20 protein-coding genes are annotated in these 18507 nt (G+C 41.0%); 8 read left to right on the forward strand and 12 right to left on the reverse strand.

The features are described 5' to 3' along the window. Nucleotides 1-108 precede the first annotated feature (108 nt). From porX to QEP06_RS10920, 8 genes are all read left to right on the forward strand, one after another. Entirely contained in the window at nt 109-1650 is a 1542-nt protein-coding gene (gene porX, locus QEP06_RS10885; RefSeq protein WP_285270276.1) for a T9SS response regulator signal transducer PorX, read from the forward strand. Nucleotides 1651-1779: 129 nt separating this feature from the next. Beyond that, entirely contained in the window at nt 1780-2544 is a 765-nt protein-coding gene (locus QEP06_RS10890) for an exodeoxyribonuclease III (RefSeq protein ID WP_285270277.1), read from the forward strand. Between the two features lie 356 nt (nt 2545-2900). After that, a complete protein-coding gene (locus QEP06_RS10895; protein ID WP_285270278.1) occupies nt 2901-3992 on the forward strand; it encodes a glycosyltransferase in 1092 nt (363 codons plus the stop codon). After that, entirely contained in the window at nt 3989-5131 is a 1143-nt protein-coding gene (glf, locus tag QEP06_RS10900) for a UDP-galactopyranose mutase (protein ID WP_285270279.1), read from the forward strand. Before QEP06_RS10895 ends, glf begins: the two co-directional genes overlap by 4 nt. Next, on the forward strand, nt 5061-6227 hold the full coding sequence (locus tag QEP06_RS10905) for a glycoside hydrolase family 1 protein (RefSeq protein WP_285270280.1): 1167 nt from the start codon (nt 5061-5063) through the stop codon (nt 6225-6227). Before glf ends, QEP06_RS10905 begins: the two co-directional genes overlap by 71 nt. 24 nt (nt 6228-6251) lie before the next feature. Beyond that, nucleotides 6252-6722, forward strand: a complete 471-nt coding sequence (locus QEP06_RS10910) for an adenylyltransferase/cytidyltransferase family protein (RefSeq protein WP_285270281.1) — start codon at nt 6252-6254, stop codon at nt 6720-6722. Between the two features lie 25 nt (nt 6723-6747). Then, nucleotides 6748-7494 carry a DUF6766 family protein gene (locus tag QEP06_RS10915; protein ID WP_285270282.1) on the forward strand — a complete coding sequence of 249 codons (747 nt, stop codon included), beginning with the start codon at nt 6748-6750 and terminating at the stop codon, nt 7492-7494. A 107-nt stretch (nt 7495-7601) separates the two neighbouring features. Further along, entirely contained in the window at nt 7602-8129 is a 528-nt protein-coding gene (locus tag QEP06_RS10920) for a YciE/YciF ferroxidase family protein (protein WP_251833946.1), read from the forward strand. A 72-nt stretch (nt 8130-8201) separates the two neighbouring features. Here QEP06_RS10920 and QEP06_RS10925 read toward each other — a convergent pair whose 3' ends face one another. The 12 genes from QEP06_RS10925 to QEP06_RS10980 all read right to left on the reverse strand — a co-directional run bounded on the left by QEP06_RS10925 (nt 8202) and on the right by QEP06_RS10980 (nt 18507). Next, nucleotides 8202-8573 carry a septal ring lytic transglycosylase RlpA family protein gene (locus QEP06_RS10925; protein WP_285270283.1) on the reverse strand — a complete coding sequence of 124 codons (372 nt, stop codon included), beginning with the start codon at nt 8571-8573 and terminating at the stop codon, nt 8202-8204. Between the two features lie 351 nt (nt 8574-8924). Beyond that, entirely contained in the window at nt 8925-10229 is a 1305-nt protein-coding gene (gene rimO, locus QEP06_RS10930) for a 30S ribosomal protein S12 methylthiotransferase RimO (RefSeq protein WP_285270284.1), read from the reverse strand. A 116-nt stretch (nt 10230-10345) separates the two neighbouring features. Beyond that, nucleotides 10346-11203: a glucose-1-phosphate thymidylyltransferase RfbA gene (rfbA, locus tag QEP06_RS10935; protein WP_285270285.1), complete on the reverse strand. Its 858-nt coding sequence runs from the start codon at nt 11201-11203 to the stop codon at nt 10346-10348. A 14-nt stretch (nt 11204-11217) separates the two neighbouring features. Next, nucleotides 11218-11703, reverse strand: a complete 486-nt coding sequence (locus QEP06_RS10940; protein ID WP_285270286.1) for a hypothetical protein — start codon at nt 11701-11703, stop codon at nt 11218-11220. Nucleotides 11704-11843: 140 nt separating this feature from the next. Continuing rightward, on the reverse strand, nt 11844-12113 hold the full coding sequence (locus QEP06_RS10945; protein ID WP_285270287.1) for a four helix bundle protein: 270 nt from the start codon (nt 12111-12113) through the stop codon (nt 11844-11846). A gap of 48 nt (nt 12114-12161) precedes the next feature. Next, the gene (rfbB, locus tag QEP06_RS10950; RefSeq protein WP_285270288.1) at nt 12162-13244 is read right to left on the reverse strand and encodes a dTDP-glucose 4,6-dehydratase; all 1083 of its coding nucleotides are present in this window, start codon (nt 13242-13244) and stop codon (nt 12162-12164) included. Between the two features lie 27 nt (nt 13245-13271). Continuing rightward, the gene (gene rfbC, locus QEP06_RS10955; protein ID WP_285270289.1) at nt 13272-13817 is read right to left on the reverse strand and encodes a dTDP-4-dehydrorhamnose 3,5-epimerase; all 546 of its coding nucleotides are present in this window, start codon (nt 13815-13817) and stop codon (nt 13272-13274) included. Nucleotide 13818: 1 nt separating this feature from the next. Then, entirely contained in the window at nt 13819-14832 is a 1014-nt protein-coding gene (locus QEP06_RS10960) for a Gfo/Idh/MocA family protein (RefSeq protein ID WP_285270290.1), read from the reverse strand. 63 nt (nt 14833-14895) lie between these two features. Then, the gene (locus QEP06_RS10965; RefSeq protein ID WP_285270291.1) at nt 14896-15486 is read right to left on the reverse strand and encodes a sugar transferase; all 591 of its coding nucleotides are present in this window, start codon (nt 15484-15486) and stop codon (nt 14896-14898) included. Beyond that, complete coding sequence (locus QEP06_RS10970; protein WP_285270292.1) at nt 15486-16715, reverse strand: DegT/DnrJ/EryC1/StrS family aminotransferase; 1230 nt, start codon at nt 16713-16715, stop codon at nt 15486-15488. Before QEP06_RS10970 ends, QEP06_RS10965 begins: the two co-directional genes overlap by 1 nt. A gap of 2 nt (nt 16716-16717) precedes the next feature. Beyond that, nucleotides 16718-17305 (reverse strand): GNAT family N-acetyltransferase, encoded by a 588-nt coding sequence (locus tag QEP06_RS10975; RefSeq protein WP_341850015.1) that lies wholly within the window; start codon nt 17303-17305, stop codon nt 16718-16720. Then, nucleotides 17302-18507: a glycosyltransferase family 4 protein gene (locus QEP06_RS10980; RefSeq protein WP_285270293.1), complete on the reverse strand. Its 1206-nt coding sequence runs from the start codon at nt 18505-18507 to the stop codon at nt 17302-17304. The genes QEP06_RS10975 and QEP06_RS10980 overlap by 4 nt, the downstream gene beginning before the upstream one ends.

Here is an 18507-nt window from a genome sequence, read left to right on the forward strand (position 1 = left end):
TTTAACTGCTTTTAAATTAAACTTGGGAATCTTTGTTTGTATTTTTGAAAACTTTAAAGTAAATTATCAAATACTTTAAGTAATTAATAAAAAAATTTAAACAACTTTATGGCAAAATTGATATGGATTGATGATGAAGTAGATTTACTAAAGCCTCATATTGTCTTTCTCGAAAATAAAGGATACAAAGTTTCACCCGTAAACAATGTAAACGAAGCGCTGGAAATGATCGAAAAAGAAAATTTTCAGCTCGCCCTGCTCGATGAGAACATGCCCGGAATTGCGGGTCTGGAAGCCATACCGATGATTAAAAACATCGATTCGGCAATAAAGATTGTGATGGTAACGAAAAATGAGGAAGAACAGATTATGGAGCAGGCCATCGGTTCGCAGATTGCAGATTATATCCTGAAACCTGTAAATCCAAACCAGGTTTTGCTTTCACTGAAGAAAAACCTGCAGGAAGACACGCTGGTTGAACAAAAAACCATTCTGGAGTATCAGCAGGAATTCCGCAACCTTTCTATGGAACTGTCTTACATGAAAACATTTCAGGATTGGGCGGAGTATTACAAGAAAATACTGAACTGGGAAGTGAAATTCGACAAGGTTTTCGATAATGAATTTGCAGATTTGCTGCAATCTCAAAAAGAGGAAGCCAACATCCAGTTTTCAAAATTCATTGAAAACAACTACGAAGAATGGCTTCAGAGCAATGATAAGCCGATAATGAGCCATACGCTCTTCAAGGACAAAATAAAACCTGAAGTCGAAAAAGACAAGGTGCTTCTGCTGATGATCGACAATCTGCGCTACGACCAGTGGAAAGTCATCGAACCTCTCTTTACAAAATTTTACAACAAAACATCTGAGGATTACTATTTCAGCATTCTGCCGACAGCTACGCAGTATGCGCGAAACTCCTTCTTTGCCGGACTTTTGCCTTCAGAAATTGAAAAAAGATTTCCGCAGTTTTGGTTTAATGACAATGAGGAAGGCAACAAAAATGAGCATGAACGCGACTTCCTGGAAGACCAGATGAAGCGTTTAGGCCTTTCGGGCAAGTCTATGAAGTACCTTAAAATTCTGAATGCGGATTTTGAACGTAAGATCTTAGACGATTTTAATCAGCACAAAAACAACGATTTACTTGTAATTGTTTACAACTTTATCGATATACTTTCACATGCCAAAACCGACAACGTAATCGTAAATCAACTGATCCGTGATGACAAAACCTTCCGTTCACTTACGTACAACTGGTTCGAGAATTCTTCGCTGATTAAACTTATAAAACAGGCTGCTGAAAATGGTTTTAAACTCGCCATCACCACGGATCACGGCACGATTTACGTCAAAAAACCGAGCAAAGTAGTCGGTGACCGCGAAACATCTACCAACATCCGTTACAAAACCGGGCGTAGCCTTACTTACGAAAACAGCGACGTGTGGGCCATTTCAAACCCTGAAAAACTGTTTTTACCGAAAGGAAACCTGAGTTCGAAATATATTTTCGCGAAGAACAATACGTTTTTGGCCTATCCGAAGAATTACAACCACTTCGTGAATTATTATAAAGAAACCTATCAGCATGGCGGGATCTCGCTTGAAGAGATGATCATCCCCATCAGTATCTTAGAACCCAAATAGTTTTTTTCATAGTTTATTTAATTTGGGTTGCGAGGCGGAAAAAATCAAAGATTTTTTCCGCCTTTTATGTGGCCAGATACTACCAGAGCAAACTTCAATCGTTATTTTTGTCATTCAATAAAAACCGACATGAAAATCATTTCCTACAATGTGAACGGCATCCGCGCCGCATTTACCAAAAACTTTGTTGGCTGGCTGCAGCAGGCCGATCCGGATATTGTCTGCATTCAGGAAAGCAAGGCAGGCAACGACCAGATCGACATTGAGGCGCTCGAAAAAGTGGGCTACAAAAGTTACTGGCACTGCGCGCAGAAAAAAGGCTATTCGGGCGTAGGAATCGCTTCCAAAAAAAAACCGATTCACGTAGAATACGGTTGTGGCATAGAACATTATGATTCTGAAGGCAGGATAATGCGTGCAGATTTTGAAGATTTTTCGGTCATTTCGGTCTATGTTCCGTCGGCCAGCAATATCGAACGGCTCGATTTCAAGATGGAATTCTGCTACGATTTTTTAGCTTACATTAAAAATTTAAAGAAAACCATTCCAAACCTTATTATATGTGGCGATTTCAACATTTGCCATAAGCCTATTGATATCCACAATCCTGAAGGTTTGAAAAACGTCTCCGGATTCTTACCGATTGAGCGGGAATGGATGTCGAAGTTCATTGAAGAATGCGAAATGACCGACTCTTTCCGGTATTTCAACGATCAACCCCACTATTATACGTGGTGGAGCTACCGGCAGAACTCGCGGGAGCGCAACAAAGGCTGGCGGCTTGATTATCATTTCGTTTCGAAAACCCTGGCGCCAAAACTATCACGCTCTGTTATCTTAAAAGAGGTTTTTCATTCCGATCATTGTCCGATTCTTCTGGAATTGACGCGGTAACGGGTTTTCGCTAAAAATTTTCCACCTTTACAGGCTGCTTTATTTAGGATAAGGTTCAAATCAGCTAAATCGCATTATAATATACGCATAAACGCAATATTATAAATATTTGTTAATACATAATACGTTATGTGTTATTATCAACATGTTGGTACGTCGTTTGATACGGTTTAAATTAAGAATCCGAACTGAAGTATTTGTTTCCCATCGGATATTTAGTTTGGATTAATTCCCGCTTATTTCTTTAAATATTTTCGTTCCCACCAGATTCTGAATGCTATAGGTTCAGAATAATTTTGGATGAAATAGGAAACTCTAAGCGGGCGGTTAATAACATTAAAAAAAACAGTAGCATTATGGAAACGCACGCACCAAAACCAAAAGCGAATCCCGAATATGACATGATAGTATTCTGTCATCTCCGTTGGGATTTCGTTTACCAGAGACCTCAACACATTATCAGCCGTTTGGCTAAAGATTACAGAATCCTGGTTGTGGAAGAACCACAACCTACAAGGCTGAATGGCAACTCACCACTTGAAGTCCGGGAGATTACGCCGAATATTCACGTTTTCCGCCCGCCGGTACAAAGCATCAAATCTATCGGTACTTTCTTAAAAAAACATCTTAAAAAACAGACTTTTCCAGTAGGTTGGTTCTACTCTCCTGCCTTTGTCCCGGTGTTGGAGTATCTGGACTTTGAAACCGTGGTTTACGACTGTATGGATGAACTTTCATTGTTTAAAGGTGCTTCAGCCGAACTTATTTCGCAGGAAAAACAACTTTTGGCAGCTGCAGATATCGTCTATACTGGCGGAAAATCGCTTTATGAATCTAAAAAACAAAAACACCACAACGTCTTCTGTTTCCCAAGTTCCGTAGATATCGAGCATTTCGCCAGCGAAAACAGTACAGAAATTTCCCTTCCGGATGACCTGAAAGATATACCAACCCCAATTGTGGGTTATTACGGAGTGATTGATGAGCGGATTGACCTTGACTTGCTTAAAGAAACGGCCGCAAAATGCCCGGATACGTCATTTGTAATGATTGGGCCATTATGCAAAATCGAAGATCACGATCTCCCACGCGCGGAAAACATCCATTACCTCGGCATGAAGAGTTACGAAGAACTACCACAGTACCTTCACTTCTTCGATGTGGCGATGATGCCTTTCGCCTTAAATGATTCTACCAAATACATCAGCCCTACCAAAACACTGGAATATATGTCGGCGTATAAACCGATTATTTCAACAAAAGTTCGGGATGTAGTGCGCGATTACAGCAACTGTATCGCACTGATTGATGATTCGGAAGAATTCGCAAAAGCAATCTCGGAAGCTCCGGAAAGAGATCTTTCTGAGTATGGCCAGATTCTGGAAAAAACATCGTGGGACGCAACTGCGGCGCAAATGAGTTCAATCATCCAAAAAGTAACCGCATGATAGAGATAGATATTTTGATCGTAGGAGCAGGCATCTCCGGGGCTACACTTGCGGAGCGTTATGCCAGCATCGGAAAAAAAGTTCTGATAATCGAAAAACGTGATCACATTGCGGGTAACTGTTATGACTATTATGACGAAAATGGCATTCTGACCTCGAAATACGGCGCTCATCTTTTCCATACCAACGAACAGGACGTTTGGCAATATATAAATCAATTTGGTGAATGGTATCCGTGGGAACATCGTGTGGTCGCCAGAGTTGACGACAAAACAGTTCCAATACCTGTAAATATCACGACCGTAAATACATTATTCGGCACCAACATCACCTCAGAAGAGGAAATGAAAAAGTGGCTTGACGAAAACCGTGTAGAATTTTCTCCGGCTAAAAATGGTGAAGAAGCTGTTCTGAACCGTGTAGGTCCTGTACTTTATGAGAAAATGTTTAAACATTACACCAAAAAGCAGTGGGATAAATATCCTGCAGAACTTCACGCCTCGGTTCTCGAGAGAATTCCGGTGCGTACCAATTATGACGACCGCTATTTTTCCGACGAGTTTCAGGCTTTGCCTAAGGGCGGCTACACGAAAATCTTTGAAAAGATGCTTGACCATCCGAATATCACTGTTTTGCTGAATACAGATTATTTTGATGTGAAAGATCAGTATCGGGGTTATGAAAAATTGTTCTACACCGGCCCTGTTGACCGCTTTTTTGAGTTTAAAACTGAACTCGAAAAACTCGAGTACCGTTCGATAAATTTCGTAACCGAACATTTGGATCAGGAATATTTCCAGGAATGTAGCGTCGTAAATTATCCGGGTAATGAAGTAGAATTCACAAGAATTGTTGAATATAAACATTTTGGAAATCAGAAATCGGAGAAAACCAGCATTGTAAAGGAGTTTACAGTGGATGAAGGCGAGCCGTACTACCCTGTACCGAATGAAAAAAATCAGCTGATCTACGAAAAATATAAGGAGGAAGCAGACAAACTTACAGACGTTTACTTTGTTGGCAGACTGGCAAACTACAAATATTTCAACATGGATCAGGCATTTAAGAATGCTTTGGATTTATTCTCTTCACTGGAAACCAAAAATCTGGAACATCATGTTGCAGGAAACACTTTTTAAAAGCTATCTCATCGGAGGTTTTGAATGTGCTGATCACATCAACCGCCACGGCGTTCGCGTGAATCTGCTTAAAGAAACCCAGCATGACTTACGCGTTGAAGAAGATTTCCGCCTGCTGCAGGAGCTTGATATCAAAACTGTTCGCGAAGGAATCTGCTGGAGCCAAGTTGAAAAAATGCCGTATGAATATGATTTTTCTGAAGTTTTACAACGCTTGCACGCAGCTCAGAAACTTGGGATGCAGGTCATTTGGGATTTGATTCATTTCGGATATCCGGACGGTCTTTTCCCCACACATCCACAGTTTGCACCGCGTTTCGTGGCACTTTGCCGCGCTTTTGCGGAGTTTTTCAGAAAGAACGGATCAGATCCGCTCTTAGTTGTGCCGGTAAACGAGATCAGTTTTCTTTCCTGGTTTTCCGGCGAAGACCGAGGAACCGTGCCTTTCGTAGTTCATTGCGGTTGGGATATCAAGTATCATCTTTGCAAAGCCGCTATTTTAGGAATTGAAGCATTAAAGGAAATTCTGCCAGACTGTAAGATCGTGATGGTAGAACCTTTAGTAAAGATTCACTGCAACGGTGATGAGCCTGAATACCTGATCCGTAAAAACGAATATCAGTTTGAAGCCATGGACATCATCGGCGGCAGACTTTGTCCGGAATTAGGCGGGAAAGATGAATATCTTGAAATCTTAGGCTTTAATTATTACTGGAACTGCCAGTGGAAAGGTGAAGGCGAAAGTTTATGCTGGCCGAACCCAGACCGCACACCGCTGCATGAACTGCTGCTTTCGGCTTATGAACGTTATCGGAAACCGATGTTTCTCTCAGAAACCGGACATTTCGGGGAAGGCAGAGGCATGTGGCTCGAAGAAATTGCCAACGAATGTCGAATAGCACATGAAAAAGGCATTGATTTTCACGGAATCTGCCTGTATCCGGTGACCGACAGACCCGATTGGGATAATTTGCAACACTATCATAACTCCGGAATCTTTGATTTTGACCTGGCGGGGAACCGCATCCCCAATGAAGATTATGTGGCTGCCATCTTAAAGCATCAGGATGAACTTGCCGGCACATCGGCCTATTAATAAAAACATTAAAAAATCACTAAAATGGACGCTTCAAAAAAAATAATCGGTATCACTTTCAGCTGTTTTGATCTGCTGCACGCTGGTCATGTACGCATGCTTGCCGAAGCAAAGCAACAGTGTGACTATCTCATCGTGGGTCTTCAAACGGATCCGACAATTGACAGGCCGGAAAAGAACAAACCTACGCAAACCGTCGTGGAACGTTATATCCAGCTGAAGGGCTGCAAATACGTGGATGAAATTGTTCCTTATACCACAGAAAAAGACCTTGAAGATATTCTGAAACTCTACCCAATCGCCGTGCGTATCATTGGCGTGGAGTACAAAGACAAAGATTTTACCGGCCGCGATTTTTGTGAAAAGAAGAACATCAAACTTTATTATAACGAACGGAATCACCGTTTTTCAAGCACCAATTTGCGTAAAGAGGTCTTCAAGCGTGAAAGTCTAAAGCTAAATTCCGTCAACGGCGCTACGCAAACCATTAACTGATGGATTATTTCGAACAAAAATTGTGATGAAAAAATTCATCTGGCAAATTAGCCTGGCCATCGTGTTTTTTGCACTTTTCGTATTTGCGATGGCCGGTCAAATGTACTTTGGTTTTCAGGAGCATAACAAAGAAATCGCAGATTGGGGAGGCTCGCCGGAGACTTTCATGCAATATTTAGGTTCGGGGCATTTCATTGAGGCCACGTTCGAGAACTGGGAAAGTGAATTTCTGCAAATGGCGCTGTTTGTTTGGTTTACGATATTTCTCCGCCAGAAGGGATCTTCAGAATCGAAAAAACTGGATGGGGAAAACGAAGTTGACCGCGAACCTTCACCAAACCGAAAAGATGCACCGTGGGCGGTAATAAAAGGCGGAATTTGGCTCAAACTCTACGAGAATTCGCTCACGATTTCACTATTGATTCTTTTTATACTGTCTTTCGTACTTCATGTGTATGGAAGTTTTAAAGATGCCAATACCGAGAATCTTCTGTTGGGAAATCCTCCTGAAAAACTGAGCGAATATCTATTGGGATCGAGATTGTGGTTTGAATCTTTCCAAAACTGGCAAAGCGAATTTCTTTCCATCTTTGCAATTGTAGTAATGTCTATATACCTGCGGCAGAAGGTTCTTCCCAATCAAAACCTGTGGATGCACCAAATTCTGAAACGGGAGATTAACTGTATTCATTTGAAATATAAAAACACTCTATTTTTGGAGTGTTTTTTCTGCGTCAAACAGCAAACTTTTTTATGCTTAAAAAGTTTGTAACCGTCGCAAGATATTTTGACCTCTAACGGTCGTATCAGATTCATTATCAGAGGATAGTGGCACCAGATTTGTTTATCAGACAACATTAATCTAAAAAAAATACTATCATGGCAAAGACCGCAAGTTCGCAGGTAAAACCTGCAAGTGATGCTGCTGACAGCTTACGTGAATTCTTAGTGGATGGTCTCAAAGACCTTTATTGGGCAGAAAAAGCACTCACGAAAGCTTTACCCAAAATGGCTAAAAATGCCACGTCACCAAAACTTCAGGAATCCATCAACAAACATCTAACCGAAACTGAAAACCAGATTACGCGGCTTGAAGGCGCTTTTAAAGCACTTGGCGAAAAAGCTAAAGCAGAAAAGTGCGATGCGATGGACGGACTGATAAAAGAGGCCGAAAGCATCATGAAAGAGACTGAACCAGGCGCGGTGCGCGATGCAGCCATCATTGCCGCGGCACAGAAGGTGGAACATTACGAAATAGCGTCTTACGGTACAATGGCGACGTATGCGAAGCTATTGGGCGAGAAAGAAGCGCTGCAACTCCTTAAAGAGACCCTTTCAGAGGAAAAAACCTGTGATTCTGACCTTACCAAGCTTGCCGTGTCAGAAATCAATATCAAAGCGAAATAATCGCCGTATAAAACGTCAAAAGCCGGTTTCGTAAATTACGGAACCGGCTTTTGATTTTAAACTTGGGTAAATTTAGTCGACTATTTCATATTCAACCGGCATGGTGCCTCTGGAGGTGTTGCCTATTGAATCGAACGCTGCTTTTGAAAGGTCTAAAGCTCTGGAAGAATGAAACGGCCCACGGTCGTTGATCTTTACTTCGATACTTTTGCCTGTACGGAGGTTTGTAACTTCTACAATGGTTCCGAAAGGGAGCGTTCTGTGCGCGGCGGTAAGCTTTCTGTTGCTGAAAATTTCTCCGCTTGCTGTTTTCCTACCGTTAAACTTATCGTGGTAGAACGATGCAAAACTTGTTTTGGCATCATTGGCATTATACTTGTTGAAAGAATAAATACCAAGTGTTGAAATCATCGCTATGATTAGGAGTAGTCCTCTTTTCATCATGTTGAATTATTTTTATTGGTTTTGACTCTGCAAATTTATTCCTTAAACCACTTTTGCAACAATTGATAGGTTAAAGTCCGTTAAGCATTTCTTAAAATTTTGTTAACAAACCTTCTAAACCGTTTATTGACGGGAAATCACAGCTTTTCTTAATTTGTGTTAAAACCATGTGTTAAATGTTAACAAAATTAACAATTCAGCGCATAATTAAGCTAAAATTTTCGGTTAACTATTTAAAGATCAAATCCTTACGTAAATAAAAATAACTCCGGATATTCTCCGGAGTTATTATGTGAAAATTTTGTATTTATACGAAAATTTTGCGCAAATAATGACAATTCTGCACCCCAATTAGCCAACAACTTCGCCGTAAAGATCAAACTCTTCAGCAGATGTAATCTTGATATTGGCAAACTCACCGATACTTAAATAGGTATTTTCCGCTGAGACGAGTACTGTATTATCAACATCCGGAGAATCGAATTCAGTTCGGCCTACAAAATAGTTTCCTTCTTTACGGTCAAAAATGCAGCGGAATGTCTTCCCTACCTTTTCCTGGTTCTTCTCCCAAGAAATCTGAGACTGCAGCTCCATGATCTCTTCTACACGCGCTTCTTTCACTTCCTGTGGAACATCATCTTCCAGAACAAACGCCGTGGTATTTTCTTCATGTGAATAGGTGAAACAACCTAAACGGTCGAAACGCTGTGTCCGTACCCATTCTTTAAGTTCCTGAAAGCGCTCCTCTGTCTCACCCGGAAAACCAACGATAAGTGTTGTTCTGATCGCCATATCCGGCACTTTCTCGCGGAATTTATCTAAAAGCGCATTCGTCTTTTCATGTGAAGTTCCACGTTTCATTGCTTTCAGGATATCTGAATTGATATGCTGCAGCGGAATATCGATATAGTTACAGACTTTTGGTTCATTTTTAATGATTTCCAGTACATCTTGCGGAAAGCCCGTTGGGAAAGCATAATGAAGCCTGATCCACTCGATTCCTTCTACTTTCACTAATCTCAGAAGCAAATCTCCAAGCGCACGTTTTTTATAGATGTCAAGACCATAATACGTCAGGTCCTGCGCGATTAAAATCAGTTCTTTGACGCCTTTTTTAGCCAGTTTTTCGGCTTCAATGACAAGATTTTCAATCGGTGTTGAGATGTTCTTTCCTCGCATCAGCGGGATCGCACAGAACGAGCACGGGCGGTCACAACCTTCGGCAATCTTAAGGTAGGCGTAATGTTTCGGCGTGGTAGTAAGCCTTTCGCCGACCAATTCATGCTTATAATCTGCACCTAAATGTTTAAGTAAAATCGGAAGATCACGCGTGCCGAAATACTGGTCAACATCCGGAATTTCACGCACCAAATCCGGTTTGTAACGCTCTGAAAGACATCCCGTAACGAAAACTTTTTCTACTTCGCCGCGGTTTTTGGCTTCAACAAAATCAAGGATCGTGTTGATAGATTCTTCCTTGGCATTATCAATAAATCCGCAGGTGTTGATCACCACAATGTCGCCGCGGTCTTCGTGCACCACTTCTTTTCCGTTCGCCTGGAGCTGGCCCATCAGCACTTCGGAATCGTACACGTTTTTGGAGCAGCCCAGTGTGACGATGTTTATTTTCTTTTTTCCTGTTGATTTCGTTCTCATAATTTATAGAATGCATACTGGCGGGACCAGCAATTTTGATGGGTGCAAATTTAGGAATAAAAAAAAGACTTTAGGTCACCACCCAAAGCCTTCCTAATTATTTAATTATAAAGCATTTATACCAGCGCTTTCAGATAGTCGCCATAGCCACTTTTGCCGTATTTCTTTGCAGATTCCAGCAACTGTTCTTTATTGATGAAACCTTTGCTGTAAGCGATTTCTTCTATACAGGAAATCTTAAAACCCTGTCTTTTTTCAAGAACTTTTACAAATTCCGAAGCTTCGTGCAGCGAATCGAATGTTCCGGTATCGAGCCATGCGGTTCCGCGCGACATAACGCCAACTTCCAGCTGCCCTTTTTCCAGATAAATTCTGTTAACATCCGTAATCTCGAGTTCCCCACGTGGTGAAGGTTCAAGATTTTTCGCGATTTCAACCACGGAATTATCGTAAAAATAAAGTCCGGGAACAGCATAATTCGATTTTGGTTCTGCCGGCTTTTCCTCAATTGACACCGCTTTGAAATTCTCGTCAAATTCCACCACTCCATATCTTTCAGGATCTGAAACCTGGTACGCGAAAACGCAGCCGCCCTCAACGTTGGTTTTTGAGGCCAACAACTTCGGCAAACCGGCACCGTAAAAGATGTTATCGCCCAAAACCAGCGCCACCGAGTCATCACCGATGAATTCATCGCCCAGAATGAAGGCCTGCGCCAAACCGTCCGGACTGGGTTGCACTTTGTACTGGATACTACAACCAATCGCTGAGCCATCACCCAAAAGTTTGATAAAACCTTCCTGGTCATGTGGTGTGGTGATAATCAGGATATCTTTGATACCTGCCAGAAGCAAAGTGGAAAGCGGATAGTAAATCATCGGTTTGTCATAAACCGGCATGAGTTGCTTGCTGACCGCGATGGTTAACGGATATAGTCTGGTGCCGGAGCCGCCGGCTAATATTATGCCTTTCATATTGAGTGTTTGGGTTAGTGGGTATTGGAGTTTTTCTCTTTCAATAATTTTTCCATTTCGGAATTCAGTTGGTATTGAAGATTATGGGAAATAGAGGCGCTTATTAGAATCAGATTATTTTTATCATCCACCAATCCACCATTTTTTTTGAAAAACTCAATCAAATTTTTTAGTTTTTGTTCAGAAATAAATGAATAACTGTTATAGATAGAATTTTTCTTAAATTTTTCAAAATCAAATTTGTTCAAAACTTCGTCAATTTCCTCATTTCCATAGTTTCTTCTTCCATTTTTATATTGTTCGCCCCAAAAATAAACTCTTGAATAATTCATTAATGCTTCTTTATAATTACTTACATTAATTAATTCGTCAATTAATTTCTCCTGATTTTCCTTTGGAACCGCACTAGAGGGAGGGGATGCTTGAGCAAAAGAAAGAATCGAAAAAAAACATAAAAATAAAAATGATGATTTTTTCCTAATCCGTAATTGAATTATCATGAGTTTGTATTTTGGGATTTGGGATTTTTGTGTTCAGAGAATGTCCATTTTTTTGAATTCACTGTCATTGAAACGATCATTCCTAAAATTTCATCATATTTTTTATATAAATCTAAATGCGCCTTATCATCGATATATTCTCAAGCGAAGGCATAATCTAACCAGTTTTGCGCTTTAGCTGCTTCTCCATTAGCATCATTGAGTTTGTTTATAAACGACTTCTCGTATCTTCTTTTTCTCCGTGCTTCAGTAATATTTGCACTTATAGACCGTGAACTTCTTCTTATCTGATCAGTAAGTGAGTATGTTTCTTCTTTCGGAAATGATTTTGAAAGATGATAAATTTCCATAGCCGCAGAAAAAGATTTCTGAAACACGACTAAATCTTTATGTACTTTAACAAAATTCATTTTTTTAAATATTCTAAATGTAAAAAACACAAATACTCAAATATTCTTCTACTCAGAATATTGCTTGTTATAGTAGTCTTGGTAATTACCGGTCGTCACATTCTCCAGCCATTCCTTGTTTTCAAGGAACCAGTCGATTGTTTTGGCAAGCCCCTGCTCGAAAGTTACCGAAGGATACCATCCCAGTTCTTTATTGAGTTTGGTGGCATCGATTGCATAGCGCTTATCATGTCCGGGTCTGTCTTTAACATAAGTGATCAGTTTTTCTGAATGACCGGCAGGGTTGCCTAGTTTTTCATCCATCTGCTTAATAAGTTCCTTCACCAAATCAATATTCTGCCATTCGTTAAAACCGCCAATATTGTATGTTTCACCCGTTTTTGCCTCAAAGAATATCTGATGGATAGCTTTGGCGTGATCAATTACAAAAAGCCAGTCGCGCGTATATTTGCCGTCGCCGTAGATCGGGAGCGGTTTTCCATTGATAATATTTGAAATACAAAGAGGAATCAGTTTTTCCGGAAAGTGATTCGGACCATAATTATTAGAACAGTTCGACACGATAAACGGCATTCCGTACGTGTTTCCATAAGCACGTACCAAATGGTCGGACGCCGCTTTACTCGCTGAATACGGCGATTGTGGATCGTAAGCGGTAGTTTCTAAAAAGAAACCTGTTTCGCCCAAACTTCCGTACACCTCATCGGTAGAGACGTGATAAAACAGGTTTTTACGGGTTTCATCAGGGAAATTTCCGTGCTGGTGATCCGGATTTAAGGTCCAGAATTCGCGGCAAAGATTGAGCAGGTTCGCGGTCCCGTTTACGTTGGTGTTGATGAACGCGTTTGGATCTGTGATGCTTCGGTCTACGTGGCTTTCAGCAGCCAAATGCAACACAGCGTCAGGATTGTGCCTTTCGAAAACACTTCGGAGTTCGTCAACTTTTGTGATATCGGCTTTTTCGAAAACGTAATTGGGCTCGTTTTCGAAATCTTTTAAATTTTCAAGGTTTCCGGCATACGTCAAAGCATCAAGATTGATGATTTTTTTGTCGGGATTGTTCTTCACGAACTCTCGAACGACGTGCGAACCTATGAATCCGGCACCGCCGGTGATGATGATGGTTTTCATTTAATGAATGAATTTCTGAATGTTGTTTTAAAAATTCTGGGCTGAAAATGCAGGCAGAGTCCGGTCTTTTTCAGACAGGAGGATATCTTCAGGCGCCAGTTTCCAGTCGATGTTCAGATCGGGGTCGTTCCAGATCACGCTGCCTTCCGAGTCTTTGTTATAAAAATTATCGCATTTGTAGCTAAAAATTGCGGTATCACTCAACACTGAAAAGCCATGACCAAACCCGCGCGGCACGTAAAGCTGAAGTTTATTTTGGGGCGTAAGCTCAAGGCCAAACCATTTACCAAACGTTGCAGAATCTTTGCGCAGATCAACCGCCACATCAAACACTTTCCCTTCGAGGCAGGAAACCAGTTTGGCCTGTGCGTGAATGCCTTTCTGGAGATGGATGCCGCGAAGCACGCCATAAGTTGACTTTGAAATATTGTCCTGCACAAAATGGCCATTCAGGCCCGTAAGCTGTTCAAATTTTGCTTCATTGTACTTTTCATAAAAGAAGCCGCGTTCATCCTCGATCACGGTCGGTTCTATGATGTAGCAGTCTTTGAGTGGTGTTTCGGTTATTTTCATATCATTCGCTTGAGGCGTATATTTTTTCAATGATTTTCAGCACTTGCACGCTGTCGTCAGTCGTGGTCTGAATTTCTTTTCCGTCACGTAAAAATTCGATCACATTCTGGTAAAGATGATGATGGTTTTGGGCGCTGCCTTTGAAGGTACCATAATCATTCGCACCGCTGGTTTCAGGCAGTTCAGGCGCGTCATAATCCCTGATCAGACATTTCTCAACCTGATTCATATACTGTCCGCCAATTTTGATTGAGCCAAATTCGGCAAGCACCGTGAGCGAACTTTCGAGATTTTCGTGGTAAGTCGAAGTAGAAAACGTGAAGCTGCCCATTCCGCCGGATACAAAATCGAAAGTGATGATGCCGCTGTCTTCAAATTCGGTGAGATCTGTATGATTGAAGTCGGCAAATTTTGACTTAATGTTACTGATATCGCCAAAAAGCCAATACATTATATCCAGATAGTGTGAAAACTGCGTATAAAGTGTACCACCGTCAAGATGTTTGGTGCCGCGCCACGAACCTTTAGCATAATAATGCTCATTCCGGTTCCAGAAACACGAAACCTGCACCATGTAAATTTTGCCGAGAACTTTAGCGTTCATGATTTCTTTGAGCCACACAGCTGGCGGCGAAAAGCGGTTCTGCATTACCGGAAATACATGTACGTTATATTCAGCAGCAAGTTTTTCAAGTTGAACTGCTTCTTCAGAACACAGCGTAACCGGTTTTTCAATGATCACATGTATACGCTGTTCAATCAAAGTTTTAGCCTGGGCAAAATGAAGTCCGTTGGGCGTGCATACTGCGACAATATCTGCCGACAATGTGCTTTCCAGAAAATCTTCGAGAGTAAAAAAAGCAGTTACACCCGGCAATACAGGCGCTGGCTCTGCTGCAAACTTAGGATCAATAACTGCCACGAGCTCACAACCATCGACCTGCAGCACCATTTCTGCATGTTTCTTTCCTATATGTCCGTAGCCGAGGATGGCTATTTTCTTATTCTCAACCATTAAAAATCATTGGGATTGTACTTCCCAAGTAAATATATGCAACTAATACTTGCCGATAAAAATTTAATCTTTTACGATAGCGTAAAATGTATCAAGGATTATCTTCACATCTTTGAAAAGGTTGTTATCATCGATATATTTTAAATTAAGATCCAGTTTGTCGGGCATTATCTTATCAATATACAGTTTCTCCGGGTCACTGCTTTCGGCTAACAGATCATTTTCATTCCGAAACCTGATAGAAGCATAATCTGTAATGCCTGGCCGCACTGAAAGTACGCGTATCTGTCTTTGATCATATAGATCCGTATACTTTTTTACCTCTGGTCGTGGCCCCACAAATGACATGTCACCTTTAAGAACATTAAAAAGCTGGGGCAACTCGTCTAATTTATATTTTCTCAAATAAAATCCTATACCAGTGATACGTGAATCACGGCTTCCCACGGTGAGAGCACCTTTCGAAAAAGAATCGGGCCGCATGGTACGGAACTTTAACACTTTGAAAATCCTGCCTCCTTTTCCGCTTCTCTCCTGTCTGTAAAGTATTCCGCCTTTGCTGTCTAAAGCTATAAACAAAGAAATTATTGCAAAAACCGGCAAGAGTATTATAATGCCGACAAGTGAAAATACAATATCGAAAATACGCTTCATTAAAGTACTTTTTGAGCAATTTTGTGATAAGCATTCTCAATGCTGCTGCAAATAGAGTCTATCTGCACGTCTGTAAGCTGTGGGTAAATAGGCAGAGATATTTCCCTTGCATAGTTATCATAGGCTACCGGGAAATCATTGATGTTATAACCAAGATTTTTAAATAATGTCAGAAGCGGCATTGGCATAAAGTGTACATTCACTGAGATGCCGTCCTCAGCAACCTTAGTCATCATTTCATCGCGCTCCTGTTCGGTTATATCATTTATTCTAAGCGCGTAAAGATGATAACATGACTTACGGTGCTCATCTTCCATAACCGGTAGCTGGGCCCAGCTTTTCTGCTTAAAAAATTCATGATAGCGTTCAGCAACACGTTTTCTTTCGGGCATGATAACCTGATCATACTTGCGGATCTGCGCAAGACCCAGTGCAGCACATAGATCAGGCATATTGATCTTTAAGCCCTGGAAAATTATATCATATTTCCAGCTACTCGCTCCGCCCTGCGATTTTGTAAAAGCATCTTTCGTCTGCCCATTAAGAGTCCAGAGGCGCATTGTTTTATATTCTTCCTCGTTATCAAAAGGTTCAGGAAGGTTTATACAGATTGCACCACCTTCTGCTGTAGTTATATTTTTTACGGCATGAAAAGAAAATATGGTAATATCGGCTAATATGCCGGTAGGTTTACTGTCATAAAAGGCACCTATTGAGTGTGCAGCATCGGAAAGCACCAAAATTCTTCCCAATTTTTGCTGATTATATGAGGCGGGCCTAAATTTAGCAACTACTTCGGGATCCATCACCAGGTTATGTAGGGCGGCGTAATCGCATGGTAGACCGGCAATATCGACCGGCATTATGATTTTTGTTTTATCGGTAATTGCTGTGGCAACCTGATTAACATTCACAGTAAAATCATCATTCACATCTACCATAACGGGCTTAGCGCCACAATGCAAAACGGCCAGCGCAGTAGCACTGTACGTATATGCCGGAATAATAACCTCGTCCCCTTCCCCTATACCAAACCATTTCAGAATAAGAATTGCACCGGAGGTCCAGGAGTTTACACAAAGTGCATTCGGTGCTCCGGTAAGTTTTTCAACCTCTGTCTCCAATGCTTTAACTTTTGGCCCGGTAGTGATCCAGCCAGACTGCAGCGTATCTACCACTTCATTTATAACATCCTGATCAATATATGGTGGTGAGAAAGGTATTTTCATATTTAAATTCTTTTTGTAAATCTATACATTTTTCGTCTCGCATAAGATTCGAAAACTTCCGAAACTTCATAACCAGCATTTTTATAGAATGTAATAGCTTTATCGTTATCATCAAAATCTGTTGTGAGTGAAATGGGGAGATTGGCAGGATTATTTCCCGCAATTTCTTTTTCAAATTCTTCCAATAATAATTTACCGTATCCTTTTTTGTTTCTTAAAGTTGCAATGCTTAAAAGTTCTGCGTAGAACTTGTTTCGCGAGGATTTTTTCCCGATGTTCACCACTATCCTTTTCAAAGCGAGAGGTTTTGTAAGCAAAATTAAAACTCCTGAAAACAAAAATCCCGCAAAATTATTGAGCAACAGTTGCTTAAAAAATCCGCGATTATCGCGGCTTCCCGCTGCGAAACCCCGTATTTCCCCTGCCTCCTTCAAGACTAATAAAATCCCGGGCTTCTGCAGGAAAGCTTTATAAAAAGTTATCAAAAATTCACTACCAAGAGAAGACAAGAAAAAATGAGGAAAACGCATAAGGTGGATGTCCACTATTTGCTGAATATCTTCTTGTTTGGCAGGCGTTACGATTATCATTTTCGTTCCAAATTAAGCAAAATTCCGGTGATCTTTCGCAGATTTCCGGATTTTGAAAAATGATCCATTGCATATCGGAACCCGTTTTCACCTTTTATTGCACGTTCCTCCTCTGTCCACGCCGCCACTTTTTGCATCGCTTCAATTAGTACCTGCTCGTCTTCTGGCTGCACAACGAGCCCCGCATTGGCACTGATGATCGCTTTGGCTGTATCGCTGTCGACATCGAGGCTGCCGATAATTGGCTTTGCGGAGAACATATAGGCCGGAAGTTTCGATGGGATAGAGCTATAAGCACCATTTTTCTTAACCGGTAAAAGCATAACATCGGCCAGATCCTGCGTGTGTGGAACTTTGCCTTCCGGCACTGTGATAAATTCTACGTTTGAGGCATTGAGTTTTTTTGCTAAGTCTTTGCAGTCCTCAGTTTTAGATCCACTGCCCGCGATAAGAAACCTTGAATTCGGTATAGCAGCTTTTGCAAAAGACGCGATCAGAAATTCAACTCCTGCTACAGGGCCATTGTTCCCAAGATACATAAAAGTGAAAGGCGAACCACTTTGCTTACCGGCGGAATTTGAGTTTCTGTATTTGATGAAGCTGTCTTCATTCTGCCAATTAACGATAACTTCAAAATGACTTAGTGGAAGTTTTCGGGTTTTGGCGAGATAAGATTTCATATTGTCTGAAATACACAATACTTTATCCGAATTCTTCAGAATATACTTATCCTTTCGCAACAGTAAACTATGAATTAAACTCTTTCCAAAGGGTAATTTATTGGTAAGTGATTCAGGATAAATATCCTGAATGATGGTTACACAGGGAAGGTTATACTTTTTGGAGGCTCTAATAACTGCTTCCTGACTGAAAAGCGGCCACGCATTCATATAAACCATTTCAATATCCTGGTGATTCTTCGAAATGTAATCTTCACACCAACGCCCGAATGAAACACTTTCCTTATACCTTCCAAACAAACTCATTTTCGGGCTTGTAAATGAGTCGGTAATGATGTGACGGAAGTTTTTGTCAAGTTGTACGGAGGTATCGAACTTGAAGTTTTGTGGGCGGGTAGGTTTTGGGGAGATCACCACTACCTGCCCCTTTTGTGCAAGTTCAGTAGCTACATCATACATTACCTGCCCTGATACGGTAGGCTCTGGCGGGAAAACGCAGGAAATAATTAATTTATACTTCAT

Source organism: Kaistella rhinocerotis (assembly GCF_030243905.1).
GTDB classification, from domain to species: domain Bacteria; phylum Bacteroidota; class Bacteroidia; order Flavobacteriales; family Weeksellaceae; genus Kaistella; species Kaistella rhinocerotis.

Excerpts from the sequence above, each read along its gene's own strand:
- rfbA (WP_285270285.1), bottom strand. The coding sequence starts at position 11,203 with ATGAAAGGCATAATATTAGCCGGCGGCTCCGGCACCAGACTATATCCG.
- QEP06_RS10890 (WP_285270277.1), top strand. The coding sequence starts at position 1,780 with ATGAAAATCATTTCCTACAATGTGAACGGCATCCGCGCCGCATTTACC.
- QEP06_RS10940 (WP_285270286.1), bottom strand. The coding sequence starts at position 11,703 with ATGATAATTCAATTACGGATTAGGAAAAAATCATCATTTTTATTTTTA.
- porX (WP_285270276.1), top strand. The coding sequence starts at position 109 with ATGGCAAAATTGATATGGATTGATGATGAAGTAGATTTACTAAAGCCT.
- rimO (WP_285270284.1), bottom strand. The coding sequence starts at position 10,229 with ATGAGAACGAAATCAACAGGAAAAAAGAAAATAAACATCGTCACACTG.
- glf (WP_285270279.1), top strand. The coding sequence starts at position 3,989 with ATGATAGAGATAGATATTTTGATCGTAGGAGCAGGCATCTCCGGGGCT.
- QEP06_RS10915 (WP_285270282.1), top strand. The coding sequence starts at position 6,748 with ATGAAAAAATTCATCTGGCAAATTAGCCTGGCCATCGTGTTTTTTGCA.
- rfbC (WP_285270289.1), bottom strand. The coding sequence starts at position 13,817 with ATGAAAATAACCGAAACACCACTCAAAGACTGCTACATCATAGAACCG.
- QEP06_RS10905 (WP_285270280.1), top strand. The coding sequence starts at position 5,061 with ATGCTTTGGATTTATTCTCTTCACTGGAAACCAAAAATCTGGAACATC.
- QEP06_RS10965 (WP_285270291.1), bottom strand. The coding sequence starts at position 15,486 with ATGAAGCGTATTTTCGATATTGTATTTTCACTTGTCGGCATTATAATA.
- QEP06_RS10960 (WP_285270290.1), bottom strand. The coding sequence starts at position 14,832 with ATGGTTGAGAATAAGAAAATAGCCATCCTCGGCTACGGACATATAGGA.
- QEP06_RS10980 (WP_285270293.1), bottom strand. The coding sequence starts at position 18,507 with ATGAAGTATAAATTAATTATTTCCTGCGTTTTCCCGCCAGAGCCTACC.
- QEP06_RS10945 (WP_285270287.1), bottom strand. The coding sequence starts at position 12,113 with ATGAATTTTGTTAAAGTACATAAAGATTTAGTCGTGTTTCAGAAATCT.
- QEP06_RS10910 (WP_285270281.1), top strand. The coding sequence starts at position 6,252 with ATGGACGCTTCAAAAAAAATAATCGGTATCACTTTCAGCTGTTTTGAT.
- QEP06_RS10925 (WP_285270283.1), bottom strand. The coding sequence starts at position 8,573 with ATGATGAAAAGAGGACTACTCCTAATCATAGCGATGATTTCAACACTT.
- rfbB (WP_285270288.1), bottom strand. The coding sequence starts at position 13,244 with ATGAAAACCATCATCATCACCGGCGGTGCCGGATTCATAGGTTCGCAC.
- QEP06_RS10970 (WP_285270292.1), bottom strand. The coding sequence starts at position 16,715 with ATGAAAATACCTTTCTCACCACCATATATTGATCAGGATGTTATAAAT.
- QEP06_RS10920 (WP_251833946.1), top strand. The coding sequence starts at position 7,602 with ATGGCAAAGACCGCAAGTTCGCAGGTAAAACCTGCAAGTGATGCTGCT.
- QEP06_RS10895 (WP_285270278.1), top strand. The coding sequence starts at position 2,901 with ATGGAAACGCACGCACCAAAACCAAAAGCGAATCCCGAATATGACATG.
- QEP06_RS10975 (WP_341850015.1), bottom strand. The coding sequence starts at position 17,305 with ATGATAATCGTAACGCCTGCCAAACAAGAAGATATTCAGCAAATAGTG.